Source organism: Psychrobacter sp. TWR1-1-1 (assembly GCF_049895865.1).
Taxonomy (GTDB): Bacteria; Pseudomonadota; Gammaproteobacteria; order Pseudomonadales; family Moraxellaceae; genus Psychrobacter; species Psychrobacter immobilis_A.
This window is the reverse complement of the sequence record NZ_JAFCTE010000002.1, coordinates 364,765-378,895: the sequence shown is the minus strand read 5'-3', so window position 1 is coordinate 378,895 and position 14,131 is coordinate 364,765. Positions and strand designations below refer to the sequence as shown.

The 14,131-nt window shown below is 42.9% G+C and carries 9 protein-coding genes; 2 read left to right on the top strand and 7 right to left on the bottom strand.

Going from position 1 to position 14,131, the window contains the following annotated elements; translation table 11 throughout:
- Positions 1-111: 111 nt before the first annotated feature.
- The 4 genes from ACP69U_RS03625 to ACP69U_RS03610 form a co-directional block, all read right to left on the bottom strand.
- Positions 112-1,110, bottom strand: a complete 999-nt coding sequence (locus ACP69U_RS03625) for an adenosine deaminase (RefSeq protein WP_426137840.1) — start codon at positions 1,108-1,110, stop codon at positions 112-114.
- A gap of 198 nt (positions 1,111-1,308) precedes the next feature.
- Positions 1,309-1,833, bottom strand: a complete 525-nt coding sequence (locus ACP69U_RS03620; RefSeq protein ID WP_045456157.1) for a TPM domain-containing protein — start codon at positions 1,831-1,833, stop codon at positions 1,309-1,311.
- Between the two features lie 74 nt (positions 1,834-1,907).
- The gene (locus tag ACP69U_RS03615; protein ID WP_426137839.1) at positions 1,908-3,083 is read right to left on the bottom strand and encodes a TPM domain-containing protein; all 1,176 of its coding nucleotides are present in this window, start codon (positions 3,081-3,083) and stop codon (positions 1,908-1,910) included.
- A 262-nt stretch (positions 3,084-3,345) separates the two neighbouring features.
- The gene (locus tag ACP69U_RS03610) at positions 3,346-3,978 is read right to left on the bottom strand and encodes a LemA family protein (protein ID WP_045456163.1); all 633 of its coding nucleotides are present in this window, start codon (positions 3,976-3,978) and stop codon (positions 3,346-3,348) included.
- A gap of 1,195 nt (positions 3,979-5,173) precedes the next feature.
- Here ACP69U_RS03610 and ACP69U_RS03605 point away from each other — a divergent pair.
- Entirely contained in the window at positions 5,174-6,721 is a 1,548-nt protein-coding gene (locus ACP69U_RS03605) for an alanine/glycine:cation symporter family protein (RefSeq protein ID WP_055125213.1), read from the top strand.
- A gap of 358 nt (positions 6,722-7,079) precedes the next feature.
- Here the strand turns inward: ACP69U_RS03605 and ACP69U_RS03600 are convergent, their stop codons facing one another.
- The 3 genes from ACP69U_RS03600 to ACP69U_RS03590 all read right to left on the bottom strand — a co-directional run bounded on the left by ACP69U_RS03600 (position 7,080) and on the right by ACP69U_RS03590 (position 9,730).
- On the bottom strand, positions 7,080-7,685 hold the full coding sequence (locus tag ACP69U_RS03600; RefSeq protein WP_087814347.1) for a fasciclin domain-containing protein: 606 nt from the start codon (positions 7,683-7,685) through the stop codon (positions 7,080-7,082).
- A gap of 183 nt (positions 7,686-7,868) precedes the next feature.
- Positions 7,869-8,819 (bottom strand): fasciclin domain-containing protein, encoded by a 951-nt coding sequence (locus tag ACP69U_RS03595; RefSeq protein ID WP_426137838.1) that lies wholly within the window; start codon positions 8,817-8,819, stop codon positions 7,869-7,871.
- 356 nt (positions 8,820-9,175) lie between these two features.
- Positions 9,176-9,730 carry a fasciclin domain-containing protein gene (locus ACP69U_RS03590; protein ID WP_426137837.1) on the bottom strand — a complete coding sequence of 185 codons (555 nt, stop codon included), beginning with the start codon at positions 9,728-9,730 and terminating at the stop codon, positions 9,176-9,178.
- A gap of 566 nt (positions 9,731-10,296) precedes the next feature.
- On the opposite strand from ACP69U_RS03590, the gene metH reads away from it, so the two are divergent.
- Positions 10,297-14,088 (top strand): methionine synthase, encoded by a 3,792-nt coding sequence (metH, locus tag ACP69U_RS03585; RefSeq protein WP_426137836.1) that lies wholly within the window; start codon positions 10,297-10,299, stop codon positions 14,086-14,088.
- Positions 14,089-14,131 lie beyond the last annotated feature (43 nt).

Sequence of the window (14,131 nt, the reverse complement as noted above, 5' to 3'; positions counted from 1 at the left end):
ACTTGAACCTAAGTCGCTTGAACCTAAAAAGCATACCGTGTAAAAAAGAAAAGGCTTAACGATTGATATCAACCGTTAAGCCTCGGGTACTAAAACCTAATCATAGTTGATTTACTTTAGTGCCAGATCAACTTTCGCCAAATATGCTACTTTTAATTCATCACTAATAAATGAGGCATTAAAGGAGTTCTTTACCAAAGTAACAACATCATCTTCTGTTAGCGGTAAATTTTCGCATATATTTATAAAGTTCTGATTCATATAACCTTTGAAATAGGCTGGGTCGTCTGAGTTTATGGTGATATTTAGACCATAATCTAGCAGCTCCTTGATATTGTGTTCTTTGTAATTATCAAAGACTTTCAGCTCAATATTTGAGTTCGGGCAAACGGTCAGCGGCATTTGCTCATCTTTCAGTCTTTGCATCAACTCTGGGCTTGTTATCGATTGCACACCATGATCGATTCTATTGATATTTAATAAGTCCAGTGCTTCGTAAATGTACGAAAAATCTGCCTCTTCACCAGCATGGGCGACCAGCTTAAAACCTGCTTCTTTAGCTTTTTTGAAGACATCTTTGAATTTCGATGGTGGATTGCCCAGCTCTGACGAATCAAGACCGACACCGATGATGTCATCTTTGAATGCCAGTGCTTGCTCCAACGTCTCAAACGCTTCTTCTTGTGATAAATGCCTTAGGAAACACATGATAATACAAGAGGTGATACCATATTTTTCTTTGGCATCTGCAAGCGCTTCTTTGATACCTGTTATCACCACTTCAAAAGGTATGCCTCGTTCAGTATGCGTCTGCGGGTCAAAAAATATCTCTGTGTGAATGACGTTATCTTCAACACACTTAAGTATATATTCCCACGTTAAATCATAAAAATCGTCTTTACTGATCAGAACATTTGCGCCTGCATAGTAGATATCTAAAAAGGTTTGCAAGTTGGTGAAGTTGTAGGCGTTGCGCACATCTTCTATGTCTTTATAAGGAATCTCTATCTGGTTCTTTTTGGCCAATCTAAACATCAGCTCAGGTTCTAGTGAGCCTTCAATATGTAAATGCAGCTCAGCTTTTGGTAATTTCTTTATTAAATCAATCATAGGATTCCAGTGACGGCTTTTTGTAGTAGAGTGCTTTTGAGAAGTGCCTTTATAAATGCAAAGCCTGTATAGACGCTTGAGCAATATATCAGTCACCCTCGATTTCTAGAGGCGCTATTATATTGTAATTGAGGTCGAAACCCTATAAAAGAACACGATGCTAGCAAAATAACAACCCATCAGATTCCCTCATCTACGTTACTTCAAAAACACCACAGTATCAGACAACTCGTTACCCGCTGGATCCTGCTCCAAATGATAATACTGACGCAGCACTTGCCCAACTTCATCTAACAATTCAGCAAGGCTTTCTTCGGTTTTTTGATTGGCAATACCTGACACAGCCTTATCACACATCGCCCGCCAAACGGTGGGGCTGACATGAGCACTGATACCACGATCAGCTACGATCTCTAACTGGTGCTCGCAAATATTGACATACACCAAGACGCCCGTATTCTCTTCAGTATCCCAAACTCGATACTCACTAAACAGCTCAATCGCACGTTCGCGACAGCCAATATAGTACGCCTCTTGAATCGGCAGATGGTTTTCTACAATCAAAAACACCTCACCCCGATGCCCTCGCTCTGCACGGGTCACCTCGTCTGTTAAACGTGCTTTGGCTGCTGCTGTTAACCATTTACTATGCAATATAGGAATAAATAAGACTTGACGCCACCAGCGGGCAAAACTGGGATTTGACGCGTTGTTTTCTGACATTTTACTATTTCCTCAAATACGTCATTGCTGACGGTCGTTTAGTATCTGTTTTTACTTAAGCATCTACCAAGCGTCTACCACGAGCCACCAGCACCGCCGCCGCCAAAACCGCCGCCTCCACCACCGAAGCCGCCGCCGCCGAAGCCGCCGCCGCCGAAGCCGCCACCTCCAGAGCCACCGCCACCGCCCATACCAGGTAGGAATATCATGCCGCCGCCTCTACGACCGCCGCCAGACCCACCTTTACCACCACCGCCGCCACGTGAAATCAAAAATAGCCATAAGAATATAGCCATGATAACGGTCATAAAAAAACCACCGCCTAAGGCTAACGATCCCGCAAAAAACCCACCAGCAGTAATAATAGAACCAAATACACGACCAAAAATACTGGTAATAAAGCTTCCAAATATCATTGCCATAATGAATAAAAATATGGGCGATGGTAGCTCGTCTGAACCTTGTTGTGCACTACGCTCGGCTGCTTGCGCATCAGCACGAGCCAATACCTCAGGATCAGCAGTCAGCCGCGTTTTGAGCGCGTCAACGCCAGCTATTATCCCAGTGCCATAGTTATTTTGCTTAAATAACGGCGTGATATCTTCACGAATAATACGATTGACGGCAGCATCTGGTAAGACACCCTCTAGTCCATAACCCGTCAAAATGTACATATCACGGTCATTGACGGCGACTACCATGAGTAAGCCATCATCGATGTCTTTATTGCCCAGCTGCCACTTCTCAGCTACTTGTAGAGCATAGTCAAAGATAGGAACGCCATTGGTCGTAGGAACGATAACCACCGCTGCTTGCGCAAGACCTTGCTTATAAATATTTCTAAGCTGCGCCTCTAGACGCTGTTTTTCTTGCGGATTTAGAATATTGGCCTGATCAACCACAGGATTATTTAATATGAGTTTATCGGCATCGACACTGGGTGCATTTGACTGTATAGGAGAAGGATTTGCGGCTGTTGACCCAACTGTGGCATCATTATTAGCCGCATTAGGGTTGATCGCCTCATTACCTAAAATGGCATCATTGATTGCATCATTACCCAATACAGCGTCATTGATCGCTTCATTAGACTCGCCCGCTTTGGCAATCGCTACCAAATCCTCAACACTACGACTTTGCATGTCTGAGGTGCTATCAATGGCTTCATTAGGCGCAGCATACAACACAGGCGCACTACTGACGCTGAGTGTGAACAGTAATACTGATAGGATTGCTTTTGAATTGTTCATCTAATCTATACCACCTCAAGTGACATCTGTACTGAGTGAATCTACGTGATACCATTCACAAAAACTAGCATAGCAAAGAAACCAAATTTGACATAGCTAATCGTACTTTTTGGATTTGGTATTAAGTTTAATAGGCATTCATATCCATCAATACCTTTAAAAATGTGGCTAAGCAAACTAGTGGCTAACTGAGCTAAACGATAAAAAATTAAACAAACAGAGCGGCAAATTCCGCTCTGTTTTCATCTCTATTCAATCACCACTACTCAGCTGTCGCTGACTTATCATCACCGAAGTCAACACTTGGTGCGGTTGAAATAGCGTCTTCATTCGCCACGCTAAAGTTCGGCTTGGCATTCATACCAAATACTTTTGCTGTAATGTTGGTTGGGAACTGGCGCACCGTTGTATTATAGCTTTGCACTTCTTGAATATAACGGTTACGAGCAACGGCAATACGGTTTTCAGTGCCTTCGAGCTGGGCTTGTAAGTCTTGGAACAAAGCATCTGACTTTAACTCAGGATAACGTTCAGAGACAGCCATCAAACGTGATAGTGCACCTGTCATCTGTTCCTGTGCAGCTGCATAACGCTCCATCGCTTCTGGATCATTCAGTACCTCTGGCGTGACAGTAATGCTACCAGCACGAGAGCGTGCCTCAGCTACTTGAGTAAACACTTCTTGTTCTTGTTCAGCATACTGCTGCACGACTTTGACTAAGTTTGGTACCAAATCAGCGCGGCGTTGATATTGGTTCACCACTTCTGACCACGACGCGGTAACTTGCTCATCTTGAGCCTGCAGGTTGTTGTAGCCACAACCGCTTAGACCAACGGTAGACGTCGCTAACACGGCTGCGAGCAATATGGGTTTTACAATTGATTGACGCGTCATCATTGTTTCTCCTAATAATGGTAAATAATAAATAGCCAGTAACACTTTTTTAATAATTTTTTAAAGCTTGTATTTTGAAGCTGATACATGAGGTCATGCAAATGTATGTCTATTTATATTGAAGCCGCATATTTTTTATAATAAAGGCACATCACTTATATTAAAGCCACACTAAACATAAAAACAGCATTTAATGAGTACGATAGCAATCGTATGCCGCCCTATGCTCTCGTCTTATCAACGATAACGAAACTATAGGATAAGATATCTTACACAATGATGGCGCTATCTCAGTATTTTTACAATTAGCCGTTACCAAAACACAACCGCAAAACCACACTGCTATCCCATGACTATTGCTCGTCTTTATTACCTATTATTGATAATATCTACATCACAAATATCATCGAACCACTAGCATTATCTTTAGTGCATACCTTGTCCAGCATAGAGGAGTGACAGATAAGCGCTGAATGACCGCTCTATTTTTGTGTAGTCGATGTGGCTTTATCTATTGATTCGACATCTAACAACGGTCAAAACATACGATATTTCATCGTTATTTGTAGTCATATCTGCCTGACTCAATATGAATATATATGCTTCTGTACAAAGAAAATTCTAGTAATTACGACAAAAATATGGCAAATTGCAGTTACGTAGCCGTACGGTTTGAATACATTTGGTAGTGGACTTATGGCTTGATTAGTATTAGCGAGTTGTTGATTTCTATGTAAAATATTACTCAATTATTAGAGATTCGCTTAATCGTTTCAATCAGCCACACCAAGCCTGTAGTCAATCGATACTGCTCACCAAAAGTTGAATGCTATCGACATGATAAGTATTTAATATTATAACCGCCTGTTTTATCCATTGGTCTACTGAACATTCATCTGAGATATTAATTGATAAGATAAATGTCGCAGTAATTGAGACAGCTTACGCCTTGCAACTATGCTGATACGCATATCGTCGGTAATAAGCATAAGCAAACTGTCAATATTACTGATAAACCAAGCGGATAACTACAGACAACTACAGTCCATTCTTAGTGGCTAAGCGCGTATGAGACTTAACGGATATACATGAGTCGATGTAGATAATTTAACTGCTTAACTTAAATAAGTAAGTTAACCAGTTAGCTTACTCCTAGCATACAGAGCCACTTTGAGACAGTACTAGGAATATACATATGGAAGGTTTAGTTAACTTAGTAAACGGAATTATCTGGAGCCCCGCACTGATCTATCTGTGCTTGGGCGCGGGCCTATTTTATTCCATTATGACGCGCTTCGTACAAGTGCGGCTGTTCGGTGAAATGATCAAGTTACTTTTTACTGGTAAATCTAGTGATCAAGGTATTTCATCATTTCAGGCACTTGCCGTATCACTCGCAGGACGCGTGGGTATGGGTAACATCGCTGGGGTAGCTGCGGCTATCGGCTTCGGTGGCCCAGGTGCCGTATTTTGGATGTGGGTCGTGGCCTTCTTAGGCGCATCTACTGCTTATGTTGAATCTACGCTCGCACAGATTTACAAAGAAAAAGATGTCATCACTGGCGAATATCGCGGTGGCCCAGCTTACTATTTTGAGCGCGCACTTGGCCAAAAATGGTATGGCATTCTCTTTGCAATCTCATCTATCCTCGCTTGTGGTATATTTTTACCAGGTGTACAGGCAAACGGCGTTATCAATGCTTTCGCACAGGTAATGGGCGAAGGGTCTGTTATGAGCATTGGCGCCTTAGAAGTTGGCTCAATGCGTCTAGTAGCCTTAGCCATTATCCTTGTGGTATTAGGTATTATCATTTTTGGTGGTATCAAGCGTATCGCAACGTTTACCGAGTATGCCGTTCCTTTTATGGCATTGGGCTATATCGTTCTTGCACTGATCATCATGTTTACTAACTTTGATATGATTCCACAAGTATTCGGTCTAATCGTTAGCGATGCCTTTACTGCTCAAGCAGGTTTTGGTGCAGCGATTGGTTGGGGCGTAAAACGTGGTATTTACTCAAATGAAGCAGGTCAAGGTACAGGTCCTCATGCTGCTGCTGCTGCTGAAGTTGAGCATCCATCACAGCAGGGTTTGGTTCAGGCATTCTCAGTATATGTCGATACCCTATTAGTATGTTCTGCTACTGCCTTCATGATCCTAACCATGGGTACCTATAACATTCAAGGTACATTACCAGACGGTCAGTTCATCGTACAGAATGTCGCTGCTACCACTGAAATCAACGCCCCTGCATTCACGCAAATGGCGATGGAATCTGTTTATGGTGGTTTTGGTAACACCTTTATTGCTATTGCTGTCTTCTTCTTTGCCTTTACCACTATCTTGGCTTACTACTACATCGCTGAAGTGAACGTTGCTTATCTAACGCGCTTTGTCGGTCGCAGTGCCAACAAGACTGGTCTATTCTTAGTCAAAATCTTAATCATGGTGATGGTTGCTTACGGCGGCCTAAACTCAGCTGGCTACATTTGGGCTATTGGTGATATTGGTGTTGGGCTTATGGCTTGGTTGAACATCGTTGGTATCTTGGTCATCTTTATTGTGGCTCGTCCAACACTTACTATGCTAAAAGACTATGAAGCACAGCGTAAAGCAGGTGTTGAGCGCTACAGTTTTGATCCTGCAAAATTCGGCATCAAAAACGCCCCTTATTGGGAAGAGCGTCATCTAAAAGAGCAACAAAGAATGGCAGCAGATCCACTACGCAAAGAGCATAAGTAATATTCTATAACGTAGCTATTATTCTTTAACATAATTGTTATTCAAACCTCCAAAACAAAAGCCCGAAACCATCGTTTCGGGCTTTTTTGTTTCAAACCTTTGCATTCATAAGCCTTCAATAGATATCTTACATAAGTCATCATTACTCTTTAAACTTGCATTAGTGTGAACCAATGAGAGGCTATTTATCTTACTCTCCACTACATTGAACCGTTTTCATGCGACTGACTTATATCAATGCTATGGTAAACATTAGGTATCTCCCAAACGCAAAAAAGCCCAGCTCAATAGCTAGGCTTCTTCGACGTCATTATTTAAATAATTAATTAATCATAAATAAAGAGACTATCAAAACAACTTACTCAGGCATCAATACTGCATCGATAGTGTGAACCACACCGTTCGTTGCCATGATATCTGTACCAGTAATATTAGCCGTGTTACCAGTCGCATCAGTGATGACATTAGCATCGCTAATATTGATAGTAGCACCATTTACAGTAGCAACATCAGTACCATAAGGAATGTCAGCTGCCATAACAACCATAGGCACTACGTGATATGGAAGTACTTTTTTCAGTAGATCTGTATCGGCTAATAGCTCTTCTTTAGTAACGCCTAGCTTCTCTAACACAGGAGCAAATGCATCATCAGTTGGTGCAAATACCGTATAGGTCCCTGCATCCATCATCATTGTATCTAAGCCAGCAGCTTGTAATGCAGCCGTTAGAATCGTTAGATTTTCGTTGCCAGCGGCTATTTCAGCAATACTTTGCGTCGCAGCAGTATCGGCCATTGGATCGGCTTCAGTCATTGGCTCAACTTCGGCAACGGGCTCTACAACCACTTCTTCAGTAGTCACTTCAGGCTCAACAGGATCAGTAACTGCTTCTTTATCATTACAAGCGGCTAATGACATGGCAGCTGTAACGACAGCAATAGAAAGCAAGTTTTTCTTCAACATAAGTATTTCCTTATAAAGGGATGGTCTGTTAAGTGAATTGTTTGACAAATAACTTAACCCAGTTAATGTATATAACAGCGAACCACTTATCTGTTGCAAATGATAGCAACTAAACAATAGTAATAATGTCGCCTCTGCTATACCAATAACTATAATTTTAACTGATTAATTTCGGATTAATGCTTACTTAGGTAGCAACACTGTATCGATCACGTGTACAACTCCATTGTTCGCTTGTATATTCGCGGTCACGATATTAGAGGTACGATTTCTCTCGTCGGTAATTTGTTTTTTAGCGTCAAATGTGATGCTGCTGCCTTCCAACATCTCTTGACTGCCTGCCATAATTTCAGAGGCAAAGACGCGGTCGTCTTCAATCACATGATAGGTGAGCACTTTCGTCAACAACGGCTTATCTTGTAATAGCTGTTCTTTACTTATATCAAGTTCAGCTAATAATTTAGCAAAAGCGGCATTATTGGGTGCAAAGACGGTAAAGTCAGCGTCTTCATCAGCCAGGGCGTCAGCCAGTCCTGCTGCTACCACCGCTTCTTTGAGGATACTGAGATCCTCTGTGGCAACGGCTAGATCGACTATAGACTTGTCAGTAGGTAGCAATACATCGTCAATGAGGTGAATGACGCCATTAGTGGCCAATACATCTGTTTTGATAATTTTAGAGGTATCTCCACTTGCATCCATAATGACATTGGCATCACTAATAGAGAACGCTTGACCATTGACTGTTTCGATACTGTCGCCATAAGGAATGTCAGCTGCTTTGACTGTCATATTAGGGATAACATGATAAGTTAAGACCATGGTTAATAGCTCTTTGTCAGCCAATAACTCTTCTGACGTCAGATCAAGCTCTTCCAATAATTCAGCAAATGCAGCATCAGTAGGTGCAAATACAGTAAATTCGTCCTCTGATGACATCAAAACTTTATCAAGTCCAGATGCCTTTAGCACAGCATTAAGAATAGTTAAATCTTTATTTTCAGCAGCAATTTCTGCAATATTTTGTGTTGGCGCTTCTACAACAACTGAAAAATCATTGTCGTCGTCATTACAAGCGGCTAGCGGCAAAACGATCATGGCAAGCGCCAGAGATAATAGGGTTCTTTTTAGCATGATTATATCCTTATGTATGAGTTCAGATGAACCATCTACTTTGTCAGTAGCATCCGTCGAATGATTGAAGTCGAATGATTTAAATTGTTAAATGATCAAAGCTTTCAACAAGAAACAAAGATGACTGTCGTTTATTGTCGTAGTGTTAAACAATAATGATGACACGCTTAAAAAATATCTCAAAAGTTCTAAATGCCAGCAGTGTCATCTAAAGGAGCTTCATCTAAAACCGTTAGCAATCAAAATAGCGTGTATTTAACAATCATGTCATCAAAGACGGTAGCTGGTACTCGTACCAACTGCATCATACAAAGTAATAGGGATATAATTCTTTAACTGAAATTTTGAAGTTAATCTTATTTGGGCAGTAACACTCTATCGATAACATGTACTACGCCGTTATTAGCAGCAATATCGGTTTTTATAATATTGGTAGTACGACCATTTTCGTCCATCAATTTGCCCTGATTGGTGACCATCAGAGTATCTTTACTGAACATAGTAATATTGCCCGGTTTAACGTCTTTCGCATATACTGGCGCAGCACCGTTAATCACGTGATAGCCTAAAATCTTAGTCAATATTGGCTTGTTAGCAAATAGTTGTGCTTTGCTCATGCCTGTTTCTTGCAGGACTTGTACAAATGCGGCATTGGTCGGCGCAAATATTGTATAGTTTGCATTCGGGTTAGACAAAGCACCCGCCAAATCTGCCGCTACGACGGCTTCGACCAGTAGCGAGAAGTCAGGATTACTTTGGGCAATTTGTACCACGTTCATTTTTGCCATAGATTGACTGTGCATAGGTGCTTTCATGGCTGCGCTTTTACTTGGCATCATATTATTACAAGCGCTCAAACCAGCGATTGAGAGTGCTAATGTACCGATGGTAGCAATTTTAGTAAGCTTCATAACATTATCCTTAATGATTAAGTATTTATTGACTATCCTGTAACTGTCTTGCAGATTAGATCGTCTTCCCTTATCGCAAATACTGGCGCTAATAATAGTGATAAATGCCAAGTATCATTGAATACAACTATTAACATCTACTAGTAAGTATTGCTTATGAAACATCAATCCTTCTGAAATTAAATTAACATATAACCAAGCTTTATCAATTCCTCTTTACGCAACTTTTTGTAGTACAGGTGTAAACTCTGTCTGACTTTTAAGCACAATCGTTGGCTTTCATTTGCAGAAACAAAGCTTTATGTAATCTTTAAGCGAAATGATATTCATTTGTTCCTAATCATTTAATGCCATAAACTTTGAACATCATGCTCACTCAATCAGCAGGCAGATTTTTTGTCTAGCATATTGCCAAAGAGGAATAAGTACTGTCCCACGTGAGGTATGATTTTCATGCTAGAATAATGCGGATTTGCCCACGCCTTTTATGAATTTTGCACGCTATTTATTATTCTTATTCTTATTACTTCCCCTTTTATAACATTGACGATATAAGAAGCGCTCCTATGACTCAAACGATGACTTCTCAATCTGCTCCTACTTCTAGCCCATCATCCGCTGATGACTTTATTTTAACGCCACCTGCCGTGTTTCCTTATAAAGAGCAGCAACTGACGGCACGTGCACGTATCACCGAGCAAATGGCATCACGCATCTTGATGTTAGATGGGGCGATGGGTACACAGATTCAGACCTATAAATTAGAAGAAGCGGATTATCGTGGTGAGCGTTTTGCCGATATCAATCAAGACGTACGCGGTAACAATGATTTATTGGTACTGACACAGCCGCACATGATTAAAGACATTCATCACGATCATCTGCTAGCTGGTGCCGATATTATCGAGACCAATACCTTTAACGGTACGCGTCTGTCGATGGCTGACTACGATATGCAGTATCTAGTGCCTGAGCTGAATAAGACAGCAGCCAAGATTGCCCGTCAAGCGGCGGATGAATTTACGGCAAAAACACCTGAGAAGCCGCGTTTTGTCGCTGGTGTCGTAGGGCCAACTTCACGCACGTGCTCGCTATCACCGGACGTCAATGACCCAGCTTTTCGTAACATTACCTTTGACGAATTGGTACTAAATTACCGTGAAGCGACTTTATGCCTGATAGAAGGTGGTGTTGATCTCATCCTCATCGAAACAATATTTGATACGCTCAATGCCAAAGCTGCAATCTTTGCCATCACAGGCGTGTTTGATGATATTGGTTTTGAATTACCAATTATGATTTCGGGTACCATTACCGATGCCTCAGGTCGAACGCTATCAGGTCAAACCGCCGAAGCCTTTTATAACTCAATTCGCCATGCCAAGCCATTATCGGTTGGCTTTAACTGCGCATTAGGCGCTGATGCGCTGCGTCCGCATATCCAAACGCTGTCGAACATTGCTAATACCTATGTATCAGCGCATCCGAACGCAGGTCTGCCCAACGAGTTTGGTGAATATGATGAAACAGCCGAACAAACCGCTGCCCTACTCGAAGGCTTTGCCAAAGCGGGTATTTTAAACATCGTTGGTGGCTGTTGTGGTACGACGCCTGAGCATATCCGTCAAATCGCTAAAATGGTGGCAAATTATCCACCGCGCGTCGTTCCAGATATCCCACCTGCCTGCCGTTTATCGGGGCTTGAGCCATTTACTATTAATTCTGATAGCTTATTTGTCAACGTCGGTGAACGTACCAACGTGACAGGCTCTAAAAAGTTTTTACGCTTGATTAAAACCGAAGCCTATACCGAAGCACTCGATGTGGCGCGAGATCAGGTCGAAGGCGGCGCGCAAATCGTCGATATCAATATGGACGAAGGCATGCTCGACTCCAAGCAAGCGATGATTCATTTCGTCAACCTCGTGTCTGGTGAGCCTGATATCAGCCGCGTACCGCTGATGATTGACTCGTCTAAATGGGATATCATCGAAGAAGGTCTTAAGCGTATCCAAGGCAAGTCCGTCGTCAACTCTATCTCATTAAAAGAAGGTCATGCTGAGTTCGTTGAGCGTGCCAAACTTTGTATGCGCTACGGTGCCGCCGTTATCGTCATGGCATTTGATGAAGACGGTCAAGCCGATACTTACGAGCGTAAGATTCAGATTTGTCAGCGCAGCTATGATGTGTTGGTCAATGAAGTTGGTTTCCCATCAGAAGACATTATCTTTGACCCGAACATTTTTGCGGTCGCCACCGGTATCACTGAGCACAATAACTACGGTGCTGATTTCATTAACGCCACTAAATGGATTACTGAAAACCTACCCAATGCCATGGTATCGGGCGGTGTGTCTAACGTGTCGTTTAGTTTCCGTGGTAACCCGATTCGTGAAGCCATCAACTCGGTGTTTTTATTCCATGCGATTACCAATGGCCTGACGATGGGTATCGTCAATCCTGCCATGCTTGAGTTATATGATGATATTCCAAAGGAAGCTCGTGACGCCATCGAAGATGTGATGCTCAATCGGAACCAAGGTGAGAGCGGTCAAGATGCCACCGAACGTCTGATGACTGTGGCTGAGAACTACCAAAACGGTGGTAAGAAAAAAGACAGCACCGTTGATATGAGCTGGCGCGAAGGCACGGTAGAAGAACGCATCGCCCATGCACTGGTCAAAGGCATCACCACCTTTATCGAAGCCGATACCAAAGAGGCATGGGAGAAATACCCCAAGCCGCTAGAAGTCATCGAAGGGCCATTGATGGACGGGATGAATATCGTCGGTGACTTATTTGGTGCCGGTAAAATGTTCTTACCACAAGTGGTCAAATCAGCTCGCGTGATGAAACAATCCGTTGCGTGGCTAAATCCGTATATTGAAGCAGAAAAAGTCGAGGGTGAAAAGAAAGGCAAAATCCTCATGGCAACTGTCAAAGGTGACGTCCACGATATCGGTAAAAACATCGTCGGCGTGGTGCTGGGCTGTAACGGCTATGACATCGTCGATCTGGGTGTCATGGTGCCGTGTGAAAAAATCCTCGATACCGCTATCGCAGAAGAAGTCGATATCATTGGCTTATCAGGTCTGATTACCCCAAGTCTCGATGAGATGGTCTATGTCGCCAAACAAATGCAAGAGCGCGGCATGACGCTACCCTTGATGATTGGCGGTGCAACGACCTCCAAAGCGCATACAGCAGTCAAAGTCGAGCCACAATACCAAAATGATGCCGTCATCTATGTATCTGATGCCTCACGCTCAGTCGGTGTAGTCACCAAACTGCTCTCCAAAGAACACCGTCAAGCGCTTATCGATGAAACTCGCGAAGAGTATGTCAAAGTACGTGAACGCCTTGCCAAGCGTCAGCCAAAGGCGGCGAAGGTCACGTATGCCGAATCGGTCAAAATTGGCTTTCAGTATGATTGGGAAAACTATGTGCCACCAGTCCCCAATAAGCTGGGGCAAGTGATATTTGATGACTATCCAATCGCTAATCTACTGCCTTATATCGACTGGACACCATTCTTTATCTCTTGGGGACTGGTCGGTAAGTATCCGAAGATATTGCAAGACGATGTGGTCGGCGAAGCGGCACGCGATTTGTTTGATAATGCCAATGAGCTGATGCAAAAGATGATTGATGAAAAATTAATCGTCGCCAAAGGGGTGTTTAAACTTATGCCTGCGCGCCGTACGGGTGCCGATACGGTCACGGTCTATGACAATGCGCCTACTGATGGCGGCAAACCGACCTATCAGTTTGAACACTTACGTCAGCAAAGCGACAAAGCCAGTGGCAAGCCAAACTTTAGCTTGGCAGACTTTATCTCGCCATCAGAGACGCATACTGACCACTTGGGTGGCTTTACTGTCTCCATCGTGGGTACAGAAGCACTCGCTGAAAAGTATAAAGCAGCAGGCGATGACTATAATGCGATTATGGTACAGGCATTGTCTGACCGCTTAGCAGAAGCATTTGCCGAGCATCTGCATGAGCTAATCCGTAAAGAGTATTGGGGCTATCAACCAACTGAGTCACTCACTAATGATGAGATGATTAAAGAGAAATATGTCGGCATCCGCCCTGCACCTGGCTACCCTGCGTGCCCTGAGCATACCGAAAAAGGCAAATTGTTTGACTGGCTTGGTACGGTAGATGCCATCGGTACAACGCTAACCGAAAGCTATGCGATGTGGCCTGCGTCATCGGTCAGTGGATTCTATTACTCGCATCCTGATAGTGAGTACTTCAACGTCGGCAAAATCAGTCGTGACCAATTAGAGAGTTATGCTGAGCGTAAAGGCTGGGATATGAAAACGGCTGAAAAGTGGTTGAATCCGAATTTGTAAAGGTTTGGTTTTAGCTAAAGAAAAGCGAGCTTCTGTTTGAAAG

Bases quoted from the DNA above. Each gene is read 5' to 3' on its own strand.
- ACP69U_RS03625 (WP_426137840.1), bottom strand. From the start codon at position 1,110: ATGATTGATTTAATAAAGAAATTACCAAAAGCTGAGCTGCATTTACAT.
- ACP69U_RS03620 (WP_045456157.1), bottom strand. From the start codon at position 1,833: ATGTCAGAAAACAACGCGTCAAATCCCAGTTTTGCCCGCTGGTGGCGT.
- ACP69U_RS03615 (WP_426137839.1), bottom strand. From the start codon at position 3,083: ATGAACAATTCAAAAGCAATCCTATCAGTATTACTGTTCACACTCAGC.
- ACP69U_RS03610 (WP_045456163.1), bottom strand. From the start codon at position 3,978: ATGACGCGTCAATCAATTGTAAAACCCATATTGCTCGCAGCCGTGTTA.
- ACP69U_RS03605 (WP_055125213.1), top strand. From the start codon at position 5,174: ATGGAAGGTTTAGTTAACTTAGTAAACGGAATTATCTGGAGCCCCGCA.
- ACP69U_RS03600 (WP_087814347.1), bottom strand. From the start codon at position 7,685: ATGTTGAAGAAAAACTTGCTTTCTATTGCTGTCGTTACAGCTGCCATG.
- ACP69U_RS03595 (WP_426137838.1), bottom strand. From the start codon at position 8,819: ATGCTAAAAAGAACCCTATTATCTCTGGCGCTTGCCATGATCGTTTTG.
- ACP69U_RS03590 (WP_426137837.1), bottom strand. From the start codon at position 9,730: ATGAAGCTTACTAAAATTGCTACCATCGGTACATTAGCACTCTCAATC.
- metH (WP_426137836.1), top strand. From the start codon at position 10,297: ATGACTCAAACGATGACTTCTCAATCTGCTCCTACTTCTAGCCCATCA.